At 51.2% G+C, this 25,993-nt stretch carries 25 protein-coding genes; all 25 read left to right on the top strand.

The genetic code is table 11. The features are described from left to right. Window positions 1-18 precede the first annotated feature (18 nt). Window positions 19-456, top strand: a complete 438-nt coding sequence (mraZ, locus tag PCH05_RS07145; protein ID WP_127601682.1) for a division/cell wall cluster transcriptional repressor MraZ — start codon at window positions 19-21, stop codon at window positions 454-456. 21 nt (window positions 457-477) lie between these two features. After that, window positions 478-1,428 (top strand): 16S rRNA (cytosine(1402)-N(4))-methyltransferase RsmH, encoded by a 951-nt coding sequence (rsmH, locus tag PCH05_RS07140; RefSeq protein WP_127601681.1) that lies wholly within the window; start codon window positions 478-480, stop codon window positions 1,426-1,428. Between the two features lie 80 nt (window positions 1,429-1,508). Next, a complete protein-coding gene (locus tag PCH05_RS07135) occupies window positions 1,509-1,913 on the top strand; it encodes an FtsB/FtsL family cell division protein (protein ID WP_127601680.1) in 405 nt (134 codons plus the stop codon). Window positions 1,914-1,931: 18 nt separating this feature from the next. Next, window positions 1,932-4,247 carry a penicillin-binding transpeptidase domain-containing protein gene (locus PCH05_RS07130; RefSeq protein ID WP_127601679.1) on the top strand — a complete coding sequence of 772 codons (2,316 nt, stop codon included), beginning with the start codon at window positions 1,932-1,934 and terminating at the stop codon, window positions 4,245-4,247. 84 nt (window positions 4,248-4,331) lie between these two features. Next, window positions 4,332-6,284: a stage V sporulation protein D gene (locus PCH05_RS07125; protein WP_127601678.1), complete on the top strand. Its 1,953-nt coding sequence runs from the start codon at window positions 4,332-4,334 to the stop codon at window positions 6,282-6,284. A gap of 51 nt (window positions 6,285-6,335) precedes the next feature. Further along, window positions 6,336-7,823 carry a UDP-N-acetylmuramoyl-L-alanyl-D-glutamate--2,6-diaminopimelate ligase gene (locus PCH05_RS07120; protein WP_127601677.1) on the top strand — a complete coding sequence of 496 codons (1,488 nt, stop codon included), beginning with the start codon at window positions 6,336-6,338 and terminating at the stop codon, window positions 7,821-7,823. Beyond that, complete coding sequence (locus PCH05_RS07115; RefSeq protein WP_127601676.1) at window positions 7,820-9,226, top strand: UDP-N-acetylmuramoyl-tripeptide--D-alanyl-D-alanine ligase; 1,407 nt, start codon at window positions 7,820-7,822, stop codon at window positions 9,224-9,226. Before PCH05_RS07120 ends, PCH05_RS07115 begins: the two co-directional genes overlap by 4 nt. A 21-nt stretch (window positions 9,227-9,247) precedes the next feature. Continuing rightward, a complete protein-coding gene (mraY, locus tag PCH05_RS07110) occupies window positions 9,248-10,213 on the top strand; it encodes a phospho-N-acetylmuramoyl-pentapeptide-transferase (protein ID WP_127601675.1) in 966 nt (321 codons plus the stop codon). A gap of 3 nt (window positions 10,214-10,216) precedes the next feature. Continuing rightward, window positions 10,217-11,638 carry a UDP-N-acetylmuramoyl-L-alanine--D-glutamate ligase gene (gene murD, locus PCH05_RS07105; RefSeq protein ID WP_127601674.1) on the top strand — a complete coding sequence of 474 codons (1,422 nt, stop codon included), beginning with the start codon at window positions 10,217-10,219 and terminating at the stop codon, window positions 11,636-11,638. A 48-nt stretch (window positions 11,639-11,686) separates the two neighbouring features. Then, a complete protein-coding gene (gene spoVE / locus PCH05_RS07100) occupies window positions 11,687-12,784 on the top strand; it encodes a stage V sporulation protein E (protein WP_127601673.1) in 1,098 nt (365 codons plus the stop codon). Between the two features lie 5 nt (window positions 12,785-12,789). Continuing rightward, window positions 12,790-13,899: an undecaprenyldiphospho-muramoylpentapeptide beta-N-acetylglucosaminyltransferase gene (gene murG / locus PCH05_RS07095; RefSeq protein WP_127601672.1), complete on the top strand. Its 1,110-nt coding sequence runs from the start codon at window positions 12,790-12,792 to the stop codon at window positions 13,897-13,899. A 215-nt stretch (window positions 13,900-14,114) separates the two neighbouring features. Continuing rightward, on the top strand, window positions 14,115-14,279 hold the full coding sequence (locus PCH05_RS07090) for a hypothetical protein (protein WP_164766574.1): 165 nt from the start codon (window positions 14,115-14,117) through the stop codon (window positions 14,277-14,279). Between the two features lie 38 nt (window positions 14,280-14,317). After that, on the top strand, window positions 14,318-15,601 hold the full coding sequence (murA, locus tag PCH05_RS07085) for a UDP-N-acetylglucosamine 1-carboxyvinyltransferase (RefSeq protein WP_127601670.1): 1,284 nt from the start codon (window positions 14,318-14,320) through the stop codon (window positions 15,599-15,601). Between the two features lie 59 nt (window positions 15,602-15,660). After that, window positions 15,661-16,431 carry a cell division protein FtsQ/DivIB gene (locus PCH05_RS07080; RefSeq protein ID WP_127601669.1) on the top strand — a complete coding sequence of 257 codons (771 nt, stop codon included), beginning with the start codon at window positions 15,661-15,663 and terminating at the stop codon, window positions 16,429-16,431. A 274-nt stretch (window positions 16,432-16,705) separates the two neighbouring features. Continuing rightward, complete coding sequence (gene ftsA, locus PCH05_RS07075; RefSeq protein ID WP_127601668.1) at window positions 16,706-17,983, top strand: cell division protein FtsA; 1,278 nt, start codon at window positions 16,706-16,708, stop codon at window positions 17,981-17,983. A gap of 61 nt (window positions 17,984-18,044) precedes the next feature. After that, complete coding sequence (ftsZ, locus tag PCH05_RS07070; protein ID WP_127601667.1) at window positions 18,045-19,163, top strand: cell division protein FtsZ; 1,119 nt, start codon at window positions 18,045-18,047, stop codon at window positions 19,161-19,163. Window positions 19,164-19,421: 258 nt separating this feature from the next. Beyond that, window positions 19,422-20,399: a sigma-E processing peptidase SpoIIGA gene (spoIIGA, locus tag PCH05_RS07065; protein WP_127601929.1), complete on the top strand. Its 978-nt coding sequence runs from the start codon at window positions 19,422-19,424 to the stop codon at window positions 20,397-20,399. Window positions 20,400-20,543: 144 nt separating this feature from the next. Next, complete coding sequence (gene sigE / locus PCH05_RS07060) at window positions 20,544-21,266, top strand: RNA polymerase sporulation sigma factor SigE (protein ID WP_127601666.1); 723 nt, start codon at window positions 20,544-20,546, stop codon at window positions 21,264-21,266. Between the two features lie 78 nt (window positions 21,267-21,344). After that, the gene (sigG, locus tag PCH05_RS07055) at window positions 21,345-22,127 is read left to right on the top strand and encodes an RNA polymerase sporulation sigma factor SigG (RefSeq protein WP_127601665.1); all 783 of its coding nucleotides are present in this window, start codon (window positions 21,345-21,347) and stop codon (window positions 22,125-22,127) included. 323 nt (window positions 22,128-22,450) lie between these two features. Next, window positions 22,451-22,765, top strand: a complete 315-nt coding sequence (locus PCH05_RS07050; RefSeq protein WP_174806242.1) for a YlmC/YmxH family sporulation protein — start codon at window positions 22,451-22,453, stop codon at window positions 22,763-22,765. Between the two features lie 94 nt (window positions 22,766-22,859). Next, window positions 22,860-23,714 carry a peptidoglycan editing factor PgeF gene (pgeF, locus tag PCH05_RS07045; protein ID WP_127601663.1) on the top strand — a complete coding sequence of 285 codons (855 nt, stop codon included), beginning with the start codon at window positions 22,860-22,862 and terminating at the stop codon, window positions 23,712-23,714. A 7-nt stretch (window positions 23,715-23,721) separates the two neighbouring features. Beyond that, window positions 23,722-24,414 (top strand): YggS family pyridoxal phosphate-dependent enzyme, encoded by a 693-nt coding sequence (locus PCH05_RS07040; RefSeq protein WP_127601662.1) that lies wholly within the window; start codon window positions 23,722-23,724, stop codon window positions 24,412-24,414. Next, window positions 24,414-24,860: a cell division protein SepF gene (locus PCH05_RS07035; RefSeq protein ID WP_127601928.1), complete on the top strand. Its 447-nt coding sequence runs from the start codon at window positions 24,414-24,416 to the stop codon at window positions 24,858-24,860. Before PCH05_RS07040 ends, PCH05_RS07035 begins: the two co-directional genes overlap by 1 nt. Window positions 24,861-24,864: 4 nt before the next feature. Then, window positions 24,865-25,134 (top strand): YggT family protein, encoded by a 270-nt coding sequence (locus tag PCH05_RS07030; protein WP_127601661.1) that lies wholly within the window; start codon window positions 24,865-24,867, stop codon window positions 25,132-25,134. 5 nt (window positions 25,135-25,139) lie between these two features. Beyond that, window positions 25,140-25,922 carry a YlmH family RNA-binding protein gene (locus tag PCH05_RS07025; protein WP_127601660.1) on the top strand — a complete coding sequence of 261 codons (783 nt, stop codon included), beginning with the start codon at window positions 25,140-25,142 and terminating at the stop codon, window positions 25,920-25,922. The last annotated feature ends 71 nt before the right edge of the window (window positions 25,923-25,993 follow it).

Genomic DNA, 25,993 nt, shown 5'->3' with positions numbered 1-25,993 from the left:
AAGGAGTTGAGTGGCCGAATGTTTATGGGGGAGTTTCAACACAGCATCGACGATAAAGGCCGTTTGATTATTCCTGCTAAATTCCGGGAGCTATTAGGCTCATCCTTTGTCATCACCCGCGGACTCGACCAGTGCCTTTTCGTTTACCCTATGAATGAATGGAGCATCCTGGAGCAGAAGCTGAAGTCGCTGCCGCTCATGAAGTCGGATGCCCGCGCGTTCACACGCTTCTTTTTCTCGGGAGCGACGGAATGCGAGTGGGACAAACAGGGAAGGGTAAATTTACCGGGGAATCTCCGCCAATATGCCAAGCTTGACAAAGAATGCGTCGTGCTCGGTGTATCCAATCGCGTGGAGATTTGGAGCAAGGATACCTGGGAGACGTATTTCCAGCAGTCTGAAGGGGCTTTTAACGAGATTGCCGAGAAGCTGGTTGATTTTAACTTTGAATTGTAATAAGTCTAGGAGGGCTGCAGCTTGTTTCATCACATCACGGTGCTTAAAGAAGAAGCGACAGAAGGGCTGCACATCAAACGAGACGGCATTTATGTCGACTGTACGCTTGGCGGGGCCGGGCATAGTTCCCTGATCGCGTCCAAGCTTGGAGAATATGGCAGACTCATTGCGCTGGATCAGGACGATTGGGCGCTGAATCATGCCAAGGAAAAACTGGCTCCGTACGCGGACAAGGTATCCTTGGTCAAAACGAATTTCCGTCAACTGGAGGAAACCTTGAGGGATTTGGCTGTTCCGATGAAGGACGGAATCCCGCAGGTTGACGGCATTTTATTCGATTTGGGCGTCTCATCGCCGCAATTTGACGAGGGGGAGCGGGGATTCAGCTATAATCATGACGCGCCGCTGGACATGCGCATGGATCAATCCTCCGAGCTGACGGCATGGCATATCGTAAATGAATGGCCGGAAAAGGAAATCGCGCGGGTGCTGTTTCAGTACGGCGAAGAGAAGTTCTCCCGCCGCATCGCCAAATGCATCCTCGAACACAGGGAGCAGGGACCTATTCAAACGACAGGACAGCTTGTCGATATTATTAAGGAAGGTATCCCGGCAGCGGCCCGCAGAACCGGCGGACATCCGGCGAAACGGAGCTTTCAGGCGCTGCGCATTGCGGTGAACGACGAGCTTGGCGCTTTCGAAGAAGCGCTTCATCAAGCCGTACGTTGTTTGGCACCGGGAGGAAGAGTATCGGTCATTACCTTTCATTCGCTCGAGGATCGGATCTGCAAGCAGATTTTCAACAGTTATGTTGGCAGATGCACATGTCCTCCGGATTTTCCGATGTGCGTCTGCGGAGGCAAAGGCGAAATTAAGCTGGTGAACCGTAAACCGATTGTTGCGGGGGAAGAGGAACTGGCCCTTAATTCACGTGCCCGTTCAGCGAAGCTGAGGGTCGCGGAGAAAATATAAACGTCGCAATATTATCTGGCGTTGATCAAGCGCAAAACTACGATGAAGGGGAAGAGGACATGGCCTACACCCGAGGTAACTTGGCAGTAAAAGAACAACAAAAGCCCGCAAAACGCACTTCTCCCGGCTATCGGGAGAAAACGATGGTGGTTACCCGCCGTACATATCTTCCGATCAAAGAGAAGCTATTGTATTTGCTGACGATCGTGGCATGCGTCATGGTAGCGAGCCTGATCATCTGGCAAAACGCGAACATATACGGGCTGAACAAGGAAACGCAAACCGTCGAAAGGGAGATCAAGAAGTCTAATGCGGAGATCAAAAAGCTGACGGTTCAAAAACAGGAGCTGCTGAACGGTGTCCGGGACAAAGCGATCCAACTGGGGTACCAGGAACCGACGGGGGAATCGATCAACGTGGAACGCTCGAAAATCTCTTCGAATTCGACAGAAACCGGCACGAAGTCGGAAACCGCAAAAAAATAGGTTTGTGAGGGTTGAAGCATGGTAAAAAGAATAAAACTTCGCACACTGCTTCTAGGAGGATTCATCACCCTCCTTTTTGTCGTTCTGCTCATCCGCATGTTTACCCTTCAAATCGTCCAGGGAAGCACCTGGCATGATAAAGGGATGAAGAGCTGGGCCAAAGCCTCGAACATTGCGGCTGAACGCGGGACGATCTTGGACCGCAACGGCGATCCGCTGGCGATTAATGCGCCCGCCTATACCGTCGTCATCAGTCCGAAGGTCATTCATGCCAACGGAACTGAGGAGATGGTGGTGCAGGGTCTGCATCAAATCCTGGGCAAGGATGTCGAAGAACTGCGTAAGCTGGTGAACGCCAAGGATAGCAAAACCGGAGAATACGCCAAAAGCAAGGAAGTCCGCAACGAGGGCTGGAAGATCGACGAAGCCAAAAAGGCGCAGGTCGACAAGTTGAACGATCAATTAAAAGAGCAGTTCAAGAATAAGAAGAAGATCCAGGAAACCGGACTAGATACCATTAAGGAATCGAAACGCTATTACCCGCAAGGATCCCTGGCCGCGCATGTGCTGGGGTATACGGACCGGGACGGTAAAGGCATTGCTGGACTTGAATCGATGCTGAATACGGAATTGGCGGGCACGCCAGGCAAGCTAAACTATGAAACGGATGCCTCGGGATATAAACTGCCGAATGGCAAAGAAGTCTATAAGCCGGCTGTCAATGGTATGAATTACAAGCTGACGATCGACGACACGATCCAGTATTATATCGAAGATGCCATGAAAGCGGCGTACGATGAGTATAAGCCGATCAGCATGACGGTCATCGCGGCCGATCCGAAAACGATGGATATTCTGGGGATGGCGAATCTCCCGACCTTTGATCCGAATAAGTATAACGAAGTCAAACAGGAGGATTACGGGAATTTCGTCAATCATGCCGTGAAGTCATTGTACGAGCCAGGATCCACGTTCAAGATCGTGACGCTGGCCGCAGCCGTGCAGGAAAAGGTCTTCAATCCGAACGATAAATACCAATCCGGACAAATCATCGTTAAGGGCACACACACACCGTTGCATGACATCAACAGATCTGGGTGGGGAAAAATCTCTTATCTTGACGGGGTTAAACACTCTAGTAACGTGGCTTTCGTAAAGCTGGGAACGGAGCTTCTCGGTAAAGAAAAGTTAATCCGATACATTACCGATTTCGGTTTCGGAAAAAAGACCGGCATCGATCTTCCTGGAGAAATATCCAAGCAGGTCTATCTGCCGGGACCCGTCGAGACGGCTACCGCAACCTACGGTCACGGGGTCGAGGTGACGCCAATTCAGCAGCTGGCCGCGATCAGTGCCATTGCGAACGGCGGTCAGTTGTTGACGCCTCACGTGATCAAGGAAAAGACGGATCCGAACACCGGAGTGACCACGGAAACGAAACCGGAGTTCAAAAAACAGGTCATTTCCCAAGCGGCGGCCAAGGAAACGGGTGAATACCTGGAACAAGTTGTTGCAGACCAAGTCATCGGTACGGGTAGAAAGGCTTATATTGACGGGTATCGCGTAGCTGGGAAAACGGGTACGGCTGTTAAAGTAATCAACGGTAAGTATGACTACTCCAAATCCGTTGTATCGTTTATCGGTTATGCGCCGGTGAACGATCCAAAGATCGCTGTGCTCGTCATTATTGACCAGCCTGACAGCGCAACGGTCGGCGGCGGTACGGCAGCCGCCCCGGTCTTCAAAAAGATCGTGGAGCAGTCTCTGCAGTACATGGGCGTGCCAAGAACCTTGACGAAGGACGATAAGGATAAAGCGAAAGAAACCGACAGTAAAAACAGCGCCATTCAGGCACAGAACCGCCCGCCCGCGCCGGACCTCGTCAACAAAACCGTCAAGGATGCGGAGAAACAGCTGCTGAAATCGGGCATCGCATTCGACACCATCGGCAAAGGGGCCACGATTACCAAGCAGTTTCCTGCAAAAGGAACCCCGATGAGTCCGGGCCAGCGGATTTACCTGCTGACCGAAACGGACAAGACGATGGAGGTTCCCGATTTGACGGGCGAATCACTGCGGGATGCGCTGGATGTGCTGACCCTCATGAAACTATCCGTGAACGTCAGCGGGGAAGGATATGTATCCAGCCAGAAGGTGACGAATCAGGACGGCAAGCGTGTCGTACAGCTGACTTTAAAGCCAGCAAACGAACCCGATGCAGGCACTTCTGATTCGAAGGGGGACTCCGCGGACAAAGGCGGCGACTCCGGAAACGCAGACGCTAGCAGTCAATCTACCGCCGGCAAAACCAACGGCAAAAACAACGATCAATAAACAGCTTGTTCTATCCCCTGTTTGTCCCGAATACCATGATAGGAATAACGGTCATGATTTCAGGATAAGCAGGGAGGAATTAGAGTGAAGGTTTCGAACGTGACGCGCAGACGGAGACTTCTGGCGAGCTTGCTCGTACTTTGCTTGCTGTTTGTTGCTATAATAGTAAGGCTCGCATATGTTCAGTTGGGCAAGGGAGCGGAGCTGTCCGCCAAAGCGGAGGAGAACTGGCGCAGGGAGATTCCCTCCACGGCCAAAAGGGGAGAAATTCAGGACCGCAACGGTACTGCGCTCGCCTACAACATCAGTTCACCGACGATTATGGCCGTTCCCGTACAGATCAAGGATCCGGACAAAACGGCCCGGCTGCTGGCACCGCTGCTCGGCATGACGGAAGAGAAAATCAAAGCGACGATTACCAAAAAGCAATCAAACGTAAAACTTCAGCCCGGTGGACGCAAAATTACGATGGAGCTTGCTCAGAAAATTCGTGATTTAAATCTGCCGGGTATCGTTGTTGCAGAGGACAATAAGAGGTATTATCCTTATGGGGATCTCGCGAGTCATATTCTTGGCTTTACCGGGATCGACAATCAGGGCCTGACTGGCGTTGAGCAGAAATACGACAGCATGCTTCAGGGGATCAACGGCAGCATCTCCTATCTGTCAGATGCAGGGGGGCGCCTCATGCCGGGTTCGTCGGAGAAATACGACGCTCCGAAGGATGGGCTCAATCTGGAGCTGACGATCGACAAATCCATTCAATCGATTATGGAACGCGAGCTTGATCAAGCGATGGTTCAATATCAGGCCAGAGGCGCCTGGTCTATCGCCATGAATCCCAAGACGGGAGAAATTTACGCCATGGCAAGCAGGCCCGGATACGAACCGGGCAATTATAAGGAGTACGCAGCGGAAGTATACAATCGCAACCTGCCCATCTGGATGACGTATGAGCCAGGTTCGACCTTTAAAATCATTACCCTTGCCGCGGCGCTGCAGGAAAAGAAGGTGGATCTCAAGAACGAGCAATTTTATGATCCGGGTTATATTAAAATCGGCGGAGCAAACTTGAAATGCTGGAAGCGGGGCGGTCACGGCAGTGAAACATTCCTGCAGGTGGTGGAAAACTCCTGCAACCCGGGATTCGTCACGCTCGGTAACCGCTTAGGAAAAGATACGCTGTTCAAGTATATCCGCGATTTCGGCTTTGGTTCCAAAACCGGGATCGATTTGAACGGAGAGGAAAACGGAATCCTGTTCAAGCCGTCCCAGGTAGGTCCGGTGGAACTGGCCACCACTGCTTTCGGACAGGGCGTATCGGTGACCCCGATTCAGCAGGTGGCAGCGGTATCGGCTGCGATCAACGGCGGTAAACTATATAAGCCGTATGTAGCCAAGGCATGGGTTAATCCCGACACGGGCGAAACCGTGAGTGAGAATAAGCCGCAGCTTGTCAGACAGGTGATTTCGGAAGAAACATCCAAGCAAGTCCGGGAAGCGCTCGAAAGCGTCGTGGCGAACGGTACCGGCCGGCCTGCCTTCATTGACGGATATCGCGTCGGCGGCAAAACCGGTACAGCGCAGATCGTCGTCAACGGACGTTATTCCGCAACGGAGCATATCGTTTCGTTTATTGCCTTTGCCCCGGCGGATGATCCTCAGATCGTGGTATATACCGCAGTGGATAATCCTGCAGGCATTCAATTCGGGGGCGTTGTTGCTGCGCCGATCGTACAGAACATTTTGAAGGATTCCCTTCAGGTGCTGAACGTACCTCCGCGCAAGGATCAGCTGCCCAAGGTATATAAGTATGGCGACACGCCGATCGTGACCGTTCCCGATCTGGTCGGCGCTACCGTTCAGGACTTGTACGAGGATATGAACATGAACTTCATGCTGGCGAAGTCCGGTACCGGCAATACGGTGATCAGCCAGGCGCCCAAAGCGGGAAGCCGCGTGGAACGGGGCTCGACCATCCGCATTTATATGGGCGCTGATCCCGAGCCTACGGATTCAAATAAAGCACCGGATTAAGACTTAAATCGCAGCAATGGACGATAATAGAACTAGAGCGAGGGATAAGTTATGAAACTGAACGAGTTGGCTTCAACACTAACAATTGCACAAATCATAGGAAACGGGGATATTACCATCACCGGTCTTCAGACCGACTCGCGCAAGGTAGCTCCGGGCGACCTGTTTATCTGTCTACCCGGATATACCGTGGATGGACATGATTATGCCCTAAAGGCAGCTGAACAAGGAGCGGCAGCGCTCGTCGTCGAGCGCCAGCTCGATATCGATCTTCCGCAGGTGATCGTCAAAGACAGCCGCTACGCGATGGCGGTAATGGCGGACGCGTTCTTCGGATCTCCGAGCTCGCATATGAAGATGATCGGCGTGACGGGTACCAACGGGAAAACGACCACGACGTACCTGATCGAAAAAATGATGAATGACCATGGGGTGAATACCGGACTGATCGGAACCATTCAAATGCGCTATGGCGGCCGCACGTTTCCGATGTCCGGTACAACGCCGGAAGCGTTGGAGCTGCAGCGTTCCCTCGACGATATGTCGGCGGGTGGCGTGCAATGCTGCGTCATGGAGGTTTCCTCTCATGCACTGGAACAGGGGCGTGTTAAAGGCACGGATTTCCGCACGGCAATTTTCACGAATTTGACGCAGGATCACCTGGACTATCATAAATCGATGGAAGAATACAGAGCGGCAAAAGGCCTTTTCTTCTCGCGGCTCGGCAATAAATTCTCTCATCAAAAAAGTCAGCGCAAATACGCTGTGCTGAATCTCGATGACGAAGCATCGCAATATTTTGCCAAGGTCACTGCCGCCGAAGTCATTACATACGGTTTGGACGAAAAGGCCGATGTCCGCGCATCGGAAATCTCCATCACCGCGCAGGGAACGCATTTCCATGTGGACACGTTCAAAGGCAGTGCGGACATCCAGCTTAGAATGGTCGGCAAATTCAATGTATACAATGCTCTGGCTGCAATTACGGCGGGACTGCTCGAGGGACTGGAGCTGGACAGCATCAAGCAAAGCCTTGAATCGGTGCCTGGCGTCGACGGCCGGGTCGAATCCGTCGATGAGGGCCAGCCGTTTGCGGTTATCGTGGACTACGCCCATACGCCTGATGGTCTTGAAAATGTGCTGAAGACCGTGAATGAGTTTGCCAAGGGCCGGGTGATCACCGTTTTCGGCTGCGGAGGCGACCGCGACCGCACCAAACGTCCAATCATGGGCAAAATAGCGGCCAAATACAGTGATTTGGTCATGGTGACATCTGATAACCCGCGCACCGAGGATCCGGATCTGATTCTGAAGGACATCGAGGCAGGTCTCTTGGAGGATTCCGTTCCGGAAGACAAATATCAGCTGATCGTGGACCGGCGGGCAGCCATACAAAAGGCTATTGAAATGGCAAGCCCGGACGATGTAGTATTGATTGCGGGGAAAGGTCATGAAACATATCAAATCCTCGGCCATACGAAACATGATTTTGATGACCGGATCGTGGCTAAAGAAGCGATAAGGGGTATGAACAAGTGATTACGAAAAAGCTCGGCGAAGTAGCGGTCATGTGCGGGGGAAGCCTGCTACATGACCATGATTATGATATACGGATGAACGGCGTCTTTACGGACTCCCGCAAGCTGGTCAGCGGCAGATTGTTCGTTCCGCTCGTAGGAGAGAAATTCGACGGCCACGCTTATGCTGCTGCCGCGCTTGAAGGCGGTGCTTGCGGCGTTCTTTGGCAGCGGGATCGCGGTGTACCGCCTGAAGGTCCTGTAATTGTCGTCGAGGCCACGCTTATTGCGCTGCAGGCATTGGCTAAAGCCTATCTGGCTGAAGTCGGCTGCCGCGTCGTCGGAATTACGGGCAGCAACGGCAAGACGACGACGAAGGATATGGTGTACGCATTGCTTGGAACCACCTTTAAGGTTCATAAGACCGGAGGGAACTTCAACAATCATATCGGACTCCCGCTGACGATTCTCGACATGCCGGCGGATACGGAAATTGCCGTGCTGGAGATGGGCATGAGCGGACGCCATGAGATCGAGACCTTGTCAGCCATCGCGGGTCCGGAGGTGGCCGTGATCACCAATATCGGCGAAGCCCACCTGCTGCAGCTCGGATCGAGGCATGAAATTGCCCGCGCCAAGCTGGAAATCATCAGCGGGATGCAGCCTGGCGGTTTGCTGATTTACCACGGTGACGAGCCGCTGATTCCACTTGTGCTCGGCGAGCCGGATACCGTGAAGCCTGAAGGGCTTAAGACGTTTACCTTCGGAATGGATCAGAACATAAACAACGACTATCCGACGGGCATGATGTTCCACAGTAAAGGCATTATTTTCACTTCGCATCTACATCCGGATAAAGGTCTCGAGCTGCCTCTGTTGGGTCAGCATAACGTGATCAACTGCCTGGCCGCGCTTGGCGTAGCAAGCTATTTTGGCATCAGCGAGGACAAAATCACCGAGGGGCTCTCAAGCTTGCAGCTGACGGGCATGCGCATCGAGCAAATCACGGCTCCGAGCGGCTTGACGCTGTTGAACGACGCCTATAATGCCAGTCCATTATCCATGAAAGCGGCGATCGATGTGCTGGACAGCCTGAAAGGCCATCGCCATAAAATCGCCGTGCTCGGGGACATGCTGGAGCTCGGACCGAAGGAACGCGAATTCCATGCGGAAGTCGGCGAATACGCGGCTGACGGCAAAGTGGATATGCTCTATACGTATGGAACGCTATCGGAAGAGGCGGCGAAGGCTGCACGGATCAAACGTCCGGAGCTGCCCGTGTATCATTTTTCAGATAAAAAGGAATTGGCTTCCCATCTCGCCGGTCAGGTGAATCCCAAGGATATCGTTCTGATTAAAGCGTCGCGCGGTATGAAAATGGAAGAAATCGTGGATGCTCTTGTCAAAGAAGACTTGCATAACTAAACATACGGAGGGGGTGAATCCATGGACTATCAATTATTGCTGCTTACTATAGGGGTTTCTTTTATTCTGGCTGTCATTGCGGCTCCGCTGCTTATTCCGCTTTTGAGGCGCATGAAATTTGGACAGCAGGTACGTGATGACGGACCGCAGAGCCACTTGAAAAAGGCCGGTACGCCCACGATGGGCGGCGTTGTGATTATTTTGGCGTTTACGTTATCTTTCTTGAAATTTTCAGTCATAAATACGGATTTTTATGTTTTGCTTGTCGCAACACTCGGCTTTGGTCTCATCGGATTCCTCGATGATTATATCAAAATCGTATTCAAGCGCTCGCTTGGACTGACCGCGCGTCAGAAGCTGATCGGCCAGCTGCTCTTTTCCGCCATCATGTGCGTGCTGCTTATTCAGAACGGTCACAGCACGGCGATTCACGTCCCCGGCACTTCCTGGTCCTTTGACTGGGGCGGCTGGTTCTATTATCCGTTTATCGTGGTCATGATGCTTGCGATCAGCAACGCAGTGAATTTCACGGACGGTTTGGACGGACTGCTCTCGGGTGTCAGTGCCATCGCGTTTGCAGCGTTCGCGCTCGTGGCCATGCAGGCGACTTCGCTGTCCGCAGCGGTATGTGCTGCTGCCATGATCGGAGCGGTGCTTGGTTTTCTGGTATTCAATGCGCATCCGGCCAAAGTATTCATGGGCGATACGGGATCGCTCGGCATCGGCGGCGCTATCGGGGCGATCGCGATCGTAACGAAAAGCGAGCTGCTGTTCCTCGTCATCGGCGGCGTATTCGTTATCGAAATGCTGTCTGTCGTCCTTCAGGTCGCTTCTTTTAAAACAAGAGGCAAGCGGATATTTAAAATGAGTCCGATCCACCATCACTTTGAGCTGTCCGGTTGGACCGAATGGCGCGTCGTCATTACGTTTTGGGCCGTGGGCATCGTCCTGGCGGGTATTGGACTTTACTTGAACAAGGGGTTGTAGAAGATGAAGCATCCAGAGTCTTACAGGGATCACGAAGTCATCGTGCTGGGTTTGGCCAAGAGCGGTGTACAAGTCGCCAAAGTGCTGCACAGCTATGGTGCGATTGTAACGGTTAACGATCAGAAAGACAGAGATCAATGTCCCGAAGCCGGGGAACTGGAGTCGCTGGGAATCACCGTCATTTGCGGCGGACACCCGGATCATCTGGTTCATCCCGGTATTTCTCTGCTTGTTAAAAATCCGGGTATCCCATACAAGGTTCAGCCTGTGCAAAAGGCGCTGGAGCTGGGAATCGAAGTCGTGACCGAGGTGGAGGTCGCCTATCATATCTGCAGCGCCCCCATTATTGGGATTACAGGTTCCAACGGCAAGACGACAACGACGACATGGGTAGGGAACATACTGGAAGAAGCCGGGATGCGTCCCATCGTGGCCGGGAATATCGGGACTCCGCTTTGCGAAGCTGCCCAAAATGCCGATGCCGGCAATTGGATGGTTACGGAGCTGAGCAGCTTCCAGCTGAAAGGGACTGAGGAATTCAGACCCCGGATCGGTTGTTTGCTGAATGTGGCGGAAACGCATCTGGATTATCATGGAGGCATGGAAGACTATGTGGCTTCCAAAGCCAAAATGTTTGCCAATATGGGAGAAGGAGATACCGCAGTCCTCAATTGGGATGATTCGACCTGCCGCGAGCTGGTACCTTATATCAAGGCCAAGCTGCTGCCTTTTTCGACAAACGAAGAACTGGTAGAAGGCGTTTATGTCACCCCCCCTTATGTTGCGGATACAGAGGATAACCTTCCTCGAAAAATCGTATATCGTGACGAGCAAGGGCGGGTTACAGATATCATCCCTGTGGAGGAAGTCGGTATTCCAGGTCGCTTTAACATCGCAAACGCGGCGGCCGCCTGCGCCATTTCCATTGCTGCCGGCGCGTCTGTCGATCGCTTGAGCGGTCCATTGTCCTCCTTCCACGGTGTGGAGCATCGTTTGGAATATGTAATGGATCTTCACGGCGTCGCTTTTTACAACAATTCCAAAGCGACCAATTCCAAAGCAACCACCATGGCTTTGACTTCCTTCCATCAGCCAATCGTATTGATTGCCGGCGGCCTCGACCGCGGTTCGGATTATATGGAGCTGCTGCCGGTGCTGTCCGAACGGGTCAAGGCTGTCGTGGCTTTGGGCCAAACGGCGCAAAAAATTGCCAAGGTGTCGGAAATGGCCGGATTAAAGCACATTGTCGTCGTCGATAATGAAGAGGACGCCGCCGACACGCTTCGCGCTGCCGTAAAGGAAGCCGCAGCCGCCGCAGAGCCAGGGGATATCGTGCTTCTTTCTCCCGCTTGCGCCAGCTGGGATATGTTTGCCTCTTATGAGGAGCGTGGACGCATTTTTAAAGAGGCGGTGCATAATCTTTAAGTAGGGGGGTGGATAAGCCCCTACTTTTTTGCAAAAGGTGGCCTCTTCATGAACAAGACACGCCCGGCGCCGGATTTGTGGCTTTTTCTCTGCATTATGGGTTTGCTCACAATCGGCATGGTCATGGTGTACAGCGCCGGCTCGGTGCTGGCCTTTCACGATTATGGTGATTCTTTTTATTTCGTAAAACGTCAGCTGCTGTTTGCCGTCCTGGGACTCGTTGCCATGTTTTTTACGGCAAGCATCGATTTTCGCGTATGGAAAAAATATGCGAACATCGCCTTGATCGTCTGCTTCGCCCTGCTGGTTATCGTATTGATTCCGGTAGTCGGGGTTGTACGCGGAGGTGCGCGAAGCTGGCTTGGCATCAGCTCCTTTGGCATTCAGCCCTCCGAGTTTATGAAGCTCGGGATGATTCTGTTCCTCTCCAAATGGCTGAGCAGCGAGGAGTGGGACATTACGTCCTTCGGCAAAGGCCTCATGCCGCCGCTGGGTCTGATGGGACTGGCATTCGGCCTCATCATGCTGCAGCCCGATCTCGGAACCGGAACGGTCATGATGGGGGCTGCGATGATGATCGTATTTACGGCCGGCGCTCGTCTGAGACATTTGGGGATGCTGGGGCTTGCCGGGGCAGCCGGGTTTGTCGGACTTATTTTAGCGGCGCCTTACCGTTTGAAGCGGATTACCGCTTTTCTGGATCCTTGGTCTGATCCTTTGGGGGCAGGCTATCAAATCATTCAATCTCTTTATGCCATCGGCCCGGGAGGGCTTGGCGGTCTGGGTCTCGGAATGAGCCGTCAGAAGTACAGCTATGTTCCGGAACCTCAGACGGATTTCATATTTTCTATTTTGGCCGAAGAGCTGGGCTTCATTGGCGGGTTGATTGTGCTGTTGCTATTTTTGATTCTGGTATGGCGGGGCATGCGTGTAGCGATGACGATTCCCGACCGTTTCGGCAGCCTGCTTGCGGTTGGGATCGTCGGCATGGTTGCGGTCCAGGTGATTATCAACATTGGCGTCGTGATCGGGCTTATGCCGGTTACGGGCATTACGCTGCCGCTGATCAGCTATGGCGGCTCATCGCTTACGCTGATGCTGACGGCTCTTGGCATTTTACTTAATCTATCACGTTATGCGAGGTGATCAGCATGCGCGTCGTTCTAACAGGCGGTGGCACCGGGGGGCATATTTATCCGGCTGTTGCCGTTGCGAGGCAGTGTGAAACAGAAGATCCTGATTCTACTTTTTTATATATCGGCGGTACAAGAGGCTTGGAAAGCAAGCTGGTACCCCAGGAGAACATTCCATTTCAATCCATTGACATCACCGGCTTTCGCCGCAAGCTGTCCGCAGAAAATATTAAAACCGTCATGCGTTTCCTGAAGGGTGTGAAAACCTCCAAACAGATGCTTGCCGAGTTTAAACCGGATGTGGTGATCGGTACCGGCGGTTACGTCTGCGGTCCGGTTGTGTACGCAGCAGCCAAGCTTGGCATACCCTGCATCATCCATGAACAGAATGCCATTCCGGGCTTGACCAATAAGTTCCTGAGCCGGTATGTCAGCACCGTTGCCGTCAGCTTCGAAGGCTCGGAGCGCTCGTTCCCGAAGGCCAAACGAGTCATTTATACAGGAAATCCCCGGGCGACAACGGTACAAACCGCCAATAAGGAGCGCGGCTTTGCTTCACTGGGTATTCCGATGAACAGCTCGGTCGTGCTTGTGGTGGGAGGCAGCCGCGGAGCCAAGGCCATCAATGACGCCATGATCGGTATGGCACCGCAGCTTGAGCGTCTGAAGCATATTCATTTTGTATACGTCACGGGGGAAAATTATTTCGCGAAGACGCGGGAAGATATCCGTAGCAAGCTGGGTAGCATGCCGAATCATCTGCATGTGCTTCCGTATGTGCATAATATGCCGGAAGTGCTGGCAGCCACATCCTTGATCGTCAACCGGGCGGGAGCATCCTTCCTGGCTGAAATTACTTCCCTGGGGATACCGTCGATTCTGATTCCGTCCCCGAATGTCACCAACAATCATCAGGAGGCGAATGCGAGACAGCTAGAGAAGGCTGGCGCAGCCAAAGTCATATTGGAGAAGGATCTGTCAGGGAAACGTCTCTATGAATCGATTGAGGAAATCATGGGTGATATCCGGGTGCAGCAGGGAATGTCCGAGCAGTCCCGCAAACTTGGTAAGCCTGATTCCGCCAACGTAATCGTCGACGAAATGCGCCGTCTGACAGCCCGCCGCTGAATCGGGCTGGGCGATTGTCACACACCGGGTATGCATGACATAAGATACTCTATAATCGTGACAATCACCATGGAATGCCGGCCCCTTGGATTGACTCAAATGATCGGTTGAGCCCATCTGAAGCTGGGGAGTTGCATCAGCGGATGTCCTTACGGTTAAAGGGAAGACGATACCGGGTAATACGACTGAGCCGCTTGCCTCGGAAAACTATATCCATGAATGCCGGAGACCAATGGTCTGATGTGTCACGCAATAACAAGTCCGCTGAGATTGAACTGGATTTACGCCGGTCAAGCGACAGCAGAGGACGTTCTCAAGATCAAAGCATTCCGCTGCAAGGCTCTCCAGGCTTTGAGGCGGGCATCACGGCTGATGCCTAGAATGGCGCGACTTGAGGGGTAAACTCGGAGGTGATACATTGGACAAATTGGTGATTGAGGGTGGCAAATCCCTATCAGGAACCATACGTATCCATGGAGCAAAAAATGCAGCATTGCCTATTCTGGCAGCGAGCTTGCTGGCCGCAGGCAAGGTTCAGCTGAGCAATGTCCCTCGTCTTCTGGATATTGAAGTGATGCTGGACATCCTGGATCGGATCGGCTGCACGACTTTGCATGATCAGGAGACGGTTGTTGTGGATACGTCGTCCGCCAATTCGTTTCATGTACCGGAAGATTTAATGAAGCAGATGCGTTCCTCTATTTTTCTGATGGGACCGCTGCTTGCGAGATTCGGAGAGGTCGCTGTGTATCAGCCGGGAGGCTGTGCCATCGGCGAGCGGAAAATCGATCTTCATCTCCGGGGGCTCAAAGCGCTTGGCGCTGAAATCGAAGAGCTTGATCAGCAAATCGTATGCAGGGCAGCCAAGTTGAAAGGGACCGACATCCATCTGGATTTCCCGAGCGTGGGCGCAACGGAGAACATTATGATGGCAGCCGCGACGGCAGAAGGGACGACGATTATTACCAATGCGGCTAGGGAGCCGGAAATTCAGGATTTGCAAAACTTTCTGAATGCCATGGGGGCAAGCATCATCGGAGCAGGAACGGATACGATCACCATTCAAGGCGTAAGCGAGCTTTCACCGTGTTCGTACTCCATCATTCCGGACCGGATTGTGGCGGGAACCGTCATGATCGCTGCTGCCGCCACACGCGGAAATGTGACGCTTACTCACTGCAATCCCGCCCATTTATCGTCACTTATCCACGTCCTCAAGCGGGCTGGTGTTCAAATCAGCATCTGCAATGATATAATAAACGTAAGCTGCATGAGCCGGCCCAAGGCTGTCGAGCGTATCGTTACTTCGCCTTATCCGTCCTTTCCTACCGATTTGCAGTCCCAGGTCATGGTGCTTTTATCTCTGGCGGACGGCTTCAGCGTAATGAAAGAAACGGTCTTTGAAGGAAGATTTAAGCATGTGGATGAGCTGACGAGAATGGGCGCAGACATTTCCATTGATCTTAGCTGCGCATTTATCCGCGGCGTGCAGCGTCTGTACGGCGCCACTGTAGAAGCGACTGATCTCCGTGCTGGAGCCGCACTGGTGATTGCCGGGCTGGCGGCCCAAGGAAAGACCATTGTTGAACAAGTGCATCACATTGACAGAGGCTATGAACATATTGAGCAGCTCTTTCAAAAGCTAGGAGCTGAGATATACCGGTTGTCGCCGGTACCCAAATCACTAGATTTAGCCAATTAACGCCAGGCTTATCCCCTCTGTTTAGAGGGGATAAGAGGTATTTTGTGGAGAAGATTCCTATGCCAAAAGCTCACATTCCCGTTTTAAAAGAAAACAAGCCCAAGAGAAGAGCAAGCCGGAGAATCATTGCCATTCTGCTGCTTTTATTCGTTGCGATCCTGGTCGTACTCTTCTTTCGCTCACCGGTAAGCCAGGTGACGGAGATCCAGTTTACAGGCAGCACTTTTTCCTCTAGGGAGCAGCTTTTGCAGGCCAGCGGCCTGAAGACGGGGAGCCAGTATTTTGGCGTATCGCCGTCAAAGGTCGAAAGTCAGCTGTTACAAATCAAATCGATACAAAAAGCAGTGGTGGACAAGCATTTTCCCGGAAAAGTCAACGTTACCGTTCAAGAGTATCCGACAGTAGCCTATGAGCTCGGGACAGGAGGCATCCTTGATGCCATTCTCGCCAACGGTTCGAAGGTGTCCGTGAACAACAGCGGCATTGCCGTTGAAAAGCCGATTCTTACAAAGTGGAGCGCGTCGGATCCGAATAAAGCGGAACTGTGCAAGGTGCTGGGCAGCATTCCGAACGAGCTGACCTCGGACATTTCGGAGATCATGCCTTCCCCGACGGCGTCCTTTCCTGACCGGATCAAGCTATATACGCGATCCCGCTTCGTCGTGATCACCGCGATCTCGCTTTTGAGCGATAAAGTGGAGTATCTCAACCAGGTCATCGAAACGGCCGAACCGGGAACGATTACGATGCTCGAGGCGGATACGTATACGCCATTTCAGGCTCCGGACGGCAATGATGCCGATCAAAATGCTACTACTCACGGCAAATAAAAAATGCTACAATTGATTTTATGGGTTATCTGTAACAAATGAACTAAAATTTGTTTTTTACAATACCGATAAACGTTATCGGATAGGGAAAACGAAAGTTCATCGGATCTTTGGGAATCCCTCTTTTTTCTTCTGATTTTTTATGCTGTCTCTACTAAATGTTGGCAGCGAAAAATTTGTAGAAAAAAGAGGGAAAGAATACTTGATGTTGAATAAGTAGAATTGAGTGTTTTATTCATGGGAAAATTATTTTATAAAACAGGAGGTGCCACGGTTGAGCAACAATGACATCATTGTTAGTTTGGACATCGGTACATCCAAAGTTCGTGCTATTATTGGGGAAGTGAATAATGGAACCTTTAATATTATTGGAGTTGGATCTGCCGACTCGGAAGGAATTCGCAAAGGTGCAATTGTAGATATTGACCAGACTGTACAATCCATCCGCAGTGCCGTTGATCATGCGGAGCGTATGGTCGGTATTCAAATATCGGAGGTTTATGTCGGCATTTCCGGGAATCACATCGGACTTCAATCGAGCCACGGCGTCGTGGCAGTATCGAACGAGGATCGGGAAATCGGAGAGGAAGACATCGAACGCGTGCTTAAAGCCGCCGAGGTCGTAGCTCTTCCGCCTGACCGGGAGATCATTGATGTAGTTGCAAAACAATACGTAGTTGATGGGCTGGAGGGAATTCAGGATCCGCGCGGCATGATAGGCGTCCGCCTCGAAGTGGAAGCCATCATCATTACCGGCGCTAAGACCGCTATACATAATCTTTTGCGCTGTGTTGAAAAATCAGGTCTTAAAATCAAGGATCTGGTTCTTATGTCTCTGGGAGCAGGGCAGCTCGCCCTTTCCAAAGACGAAAAAACCATGGGTTCAGTGCTTGTCGATATCGGTGCCGGCTCTACAACGATTGCTATCTTTGAAGCGGGTACCCTGGTTTCTACCTCCACGCTGCCTATTGGCGGGGAGTTTGTAACTAATGATATCGCTTATGGTCTGCGGACACTTACGGATCAGGCAGAAAAGGTGAAGCTGAAATACGGCTGCGCCTTGCAGGCGGACGCCGCTCCTGACGTTACGTTCAAAGTGGTCCGGATCGGCAGCAATGTGGAGAAGGAATTTACCCAGGAGGATCTCGCAGCCATTGTCGAGCCGCGGGTACAGGAAATTTTCCACTTGATTCGCGAAGAAGTGAAGCGTCTTGGTTACGCTGAGCTCCCAGGAGGTTATATACTTACTGGTGGTACTGTATCCATGCCGGGAGTTTTGCAGGTTGCGCAGGTTGAACTCGCTGCATCCGTCAGAATTGCCGTACCGGATTACATCGGCGTGCGAGACCCTGGTTATACCAGCGGCGTTGGCATTCTGCATAACGTCATCCGCAACATCCGTGTACGCAGCAGCAGCAGCGGAAACGTGAGCAGTGCGGGCAATAAGAAAACAGTGAACCGCCCTAAAGCGAGTCCTGCTTCGAATCCGGAGGCTGCCCAGAAACCAGGCTTTATTGAACGATTGAAAAATATATTCAGTGATTTCATATAAGCAGGTTCCATAGAATCAGTGGACGGGCCATCCATGCACAATGAGGGGGAGATGGGAAAATATGTTGGAATTTGATTTTGAAATGGATAGCTTGGCGCAAATTAAAGTAATAGGTGTAGGCGGCGGCGGAAGCAATGCTGTCAACCGTATGATTGAAAATGGCGTTCAAGGTGTGGAATTCATTACCGTGAATACAGACGCCCAAGCTTTGCATATGGCCAAATCGGAACATAAACTGCAAATCGGGGATAAATTGACCCGTGGTCTCGGTGCCGGAGCCAACCCTGAAGTGGGCAAAAAAGCGGCTGAAGAGTCGCGCGATCTGATCATGAATACCCTCAAAGGTGCTGATATGGTGTTTGTTACCGCAGGGATGGGCGGCGGAACCGGTACGGGAGCCGCTGCGGTCATCGCGGAAATCGCCAAAGAATGCGGAGCTTTGACCGTGGGCGTCGTTACTCGCCCGTTTACCTTTGAAGGACGCAAGCGTTCCACTCAGGCCGAGCTGGGGATCGAAAGCCTTAAAGAAAAAGTCGATACACTTATTGTTATTCCGAATGACCGGCTATTAGAAATCGTTGACAAAAAAACACCGATGCTTGAAGCGTTCCGCGAAGTTGACAACGTGCTTCGTCAAGCGGTGCAAGGCATTTCCGATTTGATCAAGGTACCGGGTCTTATCAACCTTGACTTTGCGGACGTAAAAACCATTATGACTGAACGTGGTTCGGCCCTGATGGGTATCGGTATGGCTACAGGCGAGAACCGTGCGGCAGAAGCTGCGCGCAAAGCAATCATGAGCCCGCTGCTGGAAACTTCCATTGAGGGTGCACGAGGCATAATCATGAACATAACCGGCGGAACGAATCTGTCCCTCTATGAAGTCAACGAGGCGGCAGAGATCATTACAGAGGCATCCGATCCGGAAGTGAACATGATCTTCGGTGCCATCATTGAAGAGAGCATGAAGGATGAAATCAAAGTCACCGTGATTGCTACCGGCTTTGAGCACCGTAATGCTCCTCCGGCGCCTTCGCGCAAGCCGGGAACGGCACCTGCCGAAACCGCGGAGAACCGCAGCAATGCGAACAATCTTCGCCCGTTTGGGAACCAATCCAGCGGCGACCAGTTGGACATTCCGACATTCCTGCGGAATCGTTCGCGTCAGAACAAGGACTAATCACATAACGGCCATATTGAACAAGACCCGCATTCCATCCGGAACCTGCGGGTCTTTTTTTTGCACATTCGCCTTCTAAAACCTTACGGAACTCGACAAAAAAAGTTGAAGTACAGCCCCCAATTTTAGACAGACTTTGGATACGGTTCTTCTTATACTAAAAACATCTCCCAAGTGTAGAAGGTCCATTCTCGAAACCGCATGATTATTATAGCAATATTCGGAAGAATTCCATGACGTGGCAGGCAGGTGATGAAGCTGGTAGTGTATATTGATTTGATTTTCATCACCAATCTGCTCATAGACGGAGCTCTACTATGGCTGACCGCCTGGATGAGAAAACTAAGATTCAGGTGGTGGCGGCTTACGGTTTCGGCAGCGGTAGGAGCGCTTTATGTCGTTATGATGTTCGTGCCCCAGCTGTCTTTTATGTATACCTTTGTCATTAAATTTGCATTATCCCTGTTGATGCTCTGGATTGTTTTCGGTTTTGGCAGTTTGCAAAACTACATCCGGAACATGGGGGCTTTCTATATCATCAACTTCGCTGCTGCTGGCGGAATTATCGGGATTCATTATTTACTTCAAAATTCGGGAGAAATTTTTAACGGCATATGGTATACGGCTTCGGGGGGACTCTCGTTTGAGCTGAAGATCGGATTCTGGTTTGCGTTCATCATGTGTTTTGCCGTACTGCTGTGGTTTAAGCTCGTCTATGCCTCGCGGCGGAAGCTGGAAAACAGGCAGGAGTACATGGGCGAGGTTATCGCCTTCGTGGGAGACTGTCAAATTCATTGCACCGGTCTCCTGGATACGGGGAATCAGCTGACGGATCCGCTTACCCGTACGCCTGTGATGGTGATGGAGGCTTCACTCTGGAAAGAAAAGCTCCCGCCAGCTTGGATGGAGAGGCTGTCCGAAGGTGAACCGGACAAACTTGTGCTGGAGCTGGATGATGAGGAATTCGAGTGGCGTGACCGTCTGCGCCTGGTCCCCTACCGCGGTGTCAATCGAGGTTCGGCATTCATGCTGGCCATCAAACCGGATGCGGTGGAGATAAGAATAGGCGATCAGACAAGCCGTTGCCGCAAGGTGTTGATCGGACTTGACGGGGGACAGCTATCAGGAGACAGGTCCTATCAGGCGATTATCCATCCAGACCTGGTGCGGGAGGGAGGGGAAAGCTCTGCACAGGATGCAAAACCGCCCGCCAATTCCCCGACATTAACCTTGTAGCAGCTTGATGGCAGAGCGTGGGTGGATGTAGTGCTTCGGGAAATTTCAAGTTTATGCTTACGAAGATAAATTTCCTTTCAGGAAATTTAAGCACATGCTTACGAAGATAAATTTCCCTTCGGGAAATTTTTAGGAGGACGACAAATGCTTGTTAAATGGCGATTGATAGCGCAGCTGCAATATTACCGTTTCCTTTTTCTGTTGGGGCTGAAGAGCGAAGAAATTTACTATATCGGTGGCAGCGAGGCGCTTCCTCCACCGTTGACTCGCGAGGAAGAGGAGTACCTGCTGCAACGTCTCTCCACAGGGGATGCGGCCATCAGGTCCATGCTGATCGAACGCAATCTGCGCCTGGTCGTCTACATTGCCCGCAAATTTGAGAATACCGGCATCAATATCGAGGATCTCGTTTCCATCGGAGCGATCGGTTTGATTAAAGCGGTCAACACGTTTGATCCGGAGAAAAAAATCAAGCTCGCCACCTATGCCTCTCGCTGCATTGAAAACGAGATTCTGATGTATTTGCGCCGCAACAGCAAAATCCGCAGCGAGGTTTCTTTTGATGAACCCCTGAACATCGACTGGGACGGCAATGAGCTTCTGCTTTCGGATGTCCTAGGAACGGAAAATGATACCATCTACCGCAATATCGAAGAACAGGTAGACCGTAAACTGCTTCATAAGGCGCTGGAGAAGCTGACGGACCGAGAACGCACGATCATGGAGCTACGTTTTGGGCTCCAGGACGGCGAGGAAAAAACGCAAAAGGATGTCGCCGACATGCTCGGCATCTCCCAATCTTACATATCCAGGTTGGAAAAAAGGATTATTAAGAGACTGCGCAAGGAGTTCAACAAGATGGTGTAGCAATTTTTTTCGAAGGAATAAAATGAGCCCCCAGGGAGATAATGTACATTAATGTTTCTCCTTGGGAGGTATATCATCATGACCCGAAACAAAGTCGAAATTTGTGGCGTGGATACCGCAAAACTGCCTGTGTTAACGAATGTGGAAATGCGCGAATTGTTCCATGCCTTACAGCAAAACAACGAACGGTCAGCCAGAGAAAAGCTGGTAAACGGTAATCTGAGACTGGTGCTCAGCGTGATCCAGCGCTTTAACAATCGAGGAGAGTTTGTCGACGATTTGTTTCAGGTAGGCTGTATCGGACTCATGAAGGCCATCGATAATTTTGACTTGTCGCAAAATGTGAAATTCTCGACCTATGCGGTCCCGATGATTATCGGGGAAATCCGCCGGTACCTAAGGGATAACAACCCGATCCGCGTCTCCAGATCCCTGCGGGATATTGCCTACAAGGCACTTCAGGTAAGGGATTCCCTGACGAATCAGAATTCCCGGGAGCCAACGATTTTCGAAATTTCCGAAGTGTTGAATGTCCCCAAAGAAGACGTGGTGTTTGCCCTAGATGCCATTCAAGATCCGGTCTCGCTGTTTGAACCGATTTACCACGACGGCGGTGATCCCATCTACGTGATGGACCAGATCAGCGACGACAAGAATAAGGATGTGCTTTGGATCGAGGAAATTGCTCTGCGCGAGGCGATGCAAAGGCTCGGCCAACGGGAGAAAATGATTCTTTCCATGCGCTTTTTTGAAGGGAAGACCCAAATGGAGGTTGCCGACGAAATCGGTATTTCCCAGGCTCAGGTGTCCCGTCTGGAAAAATCGGCTATCCAGCAGATGCAGAAACATGTAAAGTCGTAATCCCACAACAATTGAATATTGAGGATAGAGCGGGGGGTTAGCTGCACTCGCGAATCTTTTGAAAGAAAGCGATCCGTTTCAGGGTCGCTTTTTTAGATATGTTTTGGGATTATCAATTATCGGGCCCCTGGAATGTAACTGAATAGACTTCGGAGCCATGCCTCACGTCGTGGGGTTATTTTGATTTCTTTTCATAAAAAGAAGGGCATTTTGCCCAGTGCCGACATATACTTATTCTATATGGGGGTTGCCGGACAGGGGTTATCATAACGGAAAAGGAGCTGCGGCCTTTGAGTCCAGATCAGCAGGCGGTGGAGAAGAATATGAAAATATCCGATTTTCAAACCAAGGATGTCATTAATATCGTGGATGGCAGAAGGCTTGGCCAGATTAGCGATCTGGAGCTGGACCTTCGTCAGGGGAGAATTGACGCGATTGTCGTGCCGAGCAACAGCAAGTTTTTGGGCTTGTTTGGCGGAGGAGCTGATTTGATCATTCCATGGCGCAACATCGTAAAGATCGGCTCGGATGTCGTTCTGGTCAAAATGGAAGAAATCAAAGCGCTGCAGGACGAAAAGGACGCATTGGCCTATGCGGAACGACAAGAACGGGACCGCCGGAATTTTAGGGATTTGTAAATATATAGAAAAATCTCTTTTCATGTAAAATGCTGACTTCGAAAGCTATAATTATAACTATCGTATATGGTACACTGGATGTTGAGGTGAGAAAATGGAGCCGTTTGTTCGAAACGAGGCGGAAGAAAAGCCCGCACTTTTTATGCTGGAGCCTTGGATGAATCGGTATCATGGTTTAAGCGCAGGTTTTACAGGGAGAAACGGAGGCGTAGGCAAAGCGCCTTATCATACACTGAATTGTGCATTTCATGTTGGCGACCGGCCTGAGGACGTGATTGCAAACCGCGAGCGTGTGGCTTCCGAGCTTGGTTTTACGCTTGCCGACTGGACATGCGGGGAACAGGTGCACAGCGCGAATATTGCTGTCATCGGTGAACATCAGCGCGGATCGGGCAGCCTTGACCGGGAATCGGGTATACAGGACACCGACGGGCTGCTAACGGATGTGCCGGGCGTCATGCTGACTTCCTTTTATGCGGATTGCGTACCTCTTTTTTTCTATGATCCGGTGCATCAGGCCGTGGGTCTCGCTCATGCGGGATGGAAAGGGACCGTGGCGGGGATCGCGGGCAGCATGGTGGAACGGATGCTTGAGACCTTCGGAAGCCGCAGTGAAGACATCGTGGCAGCGATCGGTCCATCCATTGGATCATGCTGTTATGAAGTGGATGAAAAGGTTATGACTCATGTCCACGATTTAGAGAAACATTTCCTGGGTAATGAGCAGTATTCCCCTTCAGACTGGTACATAGCAAAAGACGGTGGAAAAAGCATGCTTAACTTGAAAGAAATGAATCGACACATTATGATTAAAGCAGGAATATTGCCGACTCATATCGAATGTACATCATGGTGTACGAGCTGTCGTAACGATTTGTTTTTCTCATACCGCAAGGATGGGGGAACGACAGGACGAATGGCTAGTTGGATCGGGTTAAAAGAGAGGTGAGCCTTCCATGACACTGGAAGAGCGAATACAGGAAGTTAATCAACGAATCGAAGAGGCTTGTCGGCGCAGCGGCAGATCCGCTGCTGACGTGAACATTGTGGCGGTGACCAAATATGTTTCCCAATCCATGACCGCCAAGGTATTGGACAGCGGCCTGAAGCATCTCGGAGAGAACCGATGGCAAAATGCAGAGGACAAGTGGAATGCGCTGGGCAACCGCGGAATATGGCATTTTATCGGTCATCTACAGACCAACAAGGTGAAGGACGTCATCGGCAAATTCGAGTACGTTCATTCGTTGGACAGGCTGTCTCTGGCCAAGGAGCTTGAAAAGGCTGCAGCGGCAAAGGATTTGGTAATTAAAACCTTCTTACAGGTCAATATTTCTGGAGAAGATACCAAGTATGGTTTGGCACCGGAGGAAGCGGCATCCTTTTTACGAGATATACAGGGACTTTCCCATATTAAGGTAATCGGCCTCATGACGATGGCTCCTTTTGAAGACGAGGCGGAGGATACCCGGAGGGTTTTTAGAGGGCTCCGCGAGTTGAAGGATGCATTAAACCACCAAGGAATTACGCGGGAACCGTTAACGGAGCTTTCCATGGGAATGTCTAACGATTTTGAAGTGGCGATTGAGGAAGGAGCAACTTGGATCCGGTTAGGCAGCGTTTTGGTTGGTAAAGAGGAGGAGGAGTGATAAGCGTGATGAACAAATTCATGTCTTTTTTGGGATTGCAGGAGCAGGAGGAAATTGTTGAACGGGAGCAGTTCCCCGTTGAAGAAGAAGAATTTGAAACTCCGCCGGTGGAGACACGTAAAAACCCAAGGGGAAATAATGTGGTCAGCATTCACTCGCAAAAAAATGTTAAGGTCATTCTGCATGAACCGCGTTCGTATGATGAAGCTCAGGAAATCGCCGATCATTTACGCTCCCACCGGACGGTTGTCGTAAATTTACAGCGGGTGCGCACGGATCAGGCGCTGCGGATCATCGATTTTCTAAGCGGTACGGTTTATGCCCTGGGCGGCGGTATTTCCAAGATTGGCGGCAATATCTTTTTGTGCACACCGGATACGGTTGAAATTTCAGGCACCATTTCAGAAATATTGGCTGAAGAACATGATTACAACAGAATGAGGTGAGCCAATTTTGGCCGAAGTGATTACGATTGTGCAGTACCTGTTTCAAATCTACTTCTATATGATTATTGTTTATGTGCTCATGTCCTGGTTGCCCAACCTGCGCGAGAATTTTATCGGCGAATTGCTTGCCAAGCTGGTGGAGCCTTATTTGTCTCCCTTCCGGCGGTTCATTCCTCCGATTTTCGGTATGCTCGATATTTCGCCGATTGTCGCGTTGTTCGTGCTGCAATTGGCTGAGCAGGGACTTCTTACAATCCTCTTCCGGCTCTTATAACGAATATGAAGCTGGAACTTTACGAGCACTTTCATCCGGATGAACGCGAGTTTGTCGATCGGGCGTGGGAATGGGTCGTTAACGCCGGCCAATATCATGAAACGAAGCTGACGGATTTTTTGGATCCCCGGCAAATCGTGATTTTGAATTCGCTGGCCAACCGCCATCCGGACGTGCACATTCGCCTGGACGGGGGACATGAAGAAGCGGAGCGATGCAGGGCGCTGATCGCACCAGACTACCGTGATTTAAATCATGAGGACATGAAGCTGAAGGTGCTTAGCATCGATGCCGATGACCAGAAATTTTTATCCCTTGAGCATGGGGACTATATGGGCTCTATTCTTGGACTTGGGATCAAACGATCCAAGATCGGGGATATCCACGTTCTGGAGCGCGGCTGTCATACGGTCGTATGCGAAGAGATCAGTTCTTTTCTGGATATGAATTTGAACCAGGTGCACCGTATTCACGTTCAAAGCGAAATTTTGCCGATCGAGCAGCTGCGCACGAGCAAGGTCGCTTTGGAAACGCTCGATATTACGGTCGCTTCTTTGCGTCTTGACGGCATTGTATCGGATGTTTTCCGCCTCAGCCGGAGCAAGGTGTTGATTCCGATCCGGGCCGGGCGCTGCCGCGTGAACTGGAAAACGGTGGAGGATCCTTCCTCTCCGCTGAAAGAAGGGGACATGGTATCGATGCAGGGCTTTGGGCGCTTTAAAGTGCTGGAGGCCGGTGATCTTACAAAACGTGGGCGTTTCCGCGTTAAAATAGGTAAATTTGTGTAGACTCTGAGCAGGAAATAGGTTTTTTCTGTCGAAATGAAATATCTACAACACGTACGAACTAAACAAATGTA

This window comes from Paenibacillus chibensis (genome assembly GCF_004001045.1).
GTDB classification, from domain to species: domain Bacteria; phylum Bacillota; class Bacilli; order Paenibacillales; family Paenibacillaceae; genus Paenibacillus_AQ; species Paenibacillus_AQ chibensis.
Note: the sequence above shows the minus strand (reverse complement) of the source record. Positions and strands in the feature narration are given on the sequence as shown.

Bases quoted from the DNA above. Each gene is read 5' to 3' on its own strand.
- mraZ (WP_127601682.1), top strand. From the start codon at position 19: ATGTTTATGGGGGAGTTTCAACACAGCATCGACGATAAAGGCCGTTTG.
- PCH05_RS07130 (WP_127601679.1), top strand. From the start codon at position 1,932: ATGGTAAAAAGAATAAAACTTCGCACACTGCTTCTAGGAGGATTCATC.
- PCH05_RS07120 (WP_127601677.1), top strand. From the start codon at position 6,336: ATGAAACTGAACGAGTTGGCTTCAACACTAACAATTGCACAAATCATA.
- mraY (WP_127601675.1), top strand. From the start codon at position 9,248: ATGGACTATCAATTATTGCTGCTTACTATAGGGGTTTCTTTTATTCTG.
- murD (WP_127601674.1), top strand. From the start codon at position 10,217: ATGAAGCATCCAGAGTCTTACAGGGATCACGAAGTCATCGTGCTGGGT.
- spoVE (WP_127601673.1), top strand. From the start codon at position 11,687: ATGAACAAGACACGCCCGGCGCCGGATTTGTGGCTTTTTCTCTGCATT.
- murG (WP_127601672.1), top strand. From the start codon at position 12,790: ATGCGCGTCGTTCTAACAGGCGGTGGCACCGGGGGGCATATTTATCCG.
- PCH05_RS07090 (WP_164766574.1), top strand. From the start codon at position 14,115: ATGAATGCCGGAGACCAATGGTCTGATGTGTCACGCAATAACAAGTCC.
- PCH05_RS07080 (WP_127601669.1), top strand. From the start codon at position 15,661: ATGCCAAAAGCTCACATTCCCGTTTTAAAAGAAAACAAGCCCAAGAGA.
- ftsZ (WP_127601667.1), top strand. From the start codon at position 18,045: ATGTTGGAATTTGATTTTGAAATGGATAGCTTGGCGCAAATTAAAGTA.
- sigE (WP_127601666.1), top strand. From the start codon at position 20,544: ATGCTTGTTAAATGGCGATTGATAGCGCAGCTGCAATATTACCGTTTC.
- sigG (WP_127601665.1), top strand. From the start codon at position 21,345: ATGACCCGAAACAAAGTCGAAATTTGTGGCGTGGATACCGCAAAACTG.
- PCH05_RS07050 (WP_174806242.1), top strand. From the start codon at position 22,451: ATGAAAATATCCGATTTTCAAACCAAGGATGTCATTAATATCGTGGAT.
- pgeF (WP_127601663.1), top strand. From the start codon at position 22,860: ATGGAGCCGTTTGTTCGAAACGAGGCGGAAGAAAAGCCCGCACTTTTT.
- PCH05_RS07040 (WP_127601662.1), top strand. From the start codon at position 23,722: ATGACACTGGAAGAGCGAATACAGGAAGTTAATCAACGAATCGAAGAG.
- PCH05_RS07025 (WP_127601660.1), top strand. From the start codon at position 25,140: ATGAAGCTGGAACTTTACGAGCACTTTCATCCGGATGAACGCGAGTTT.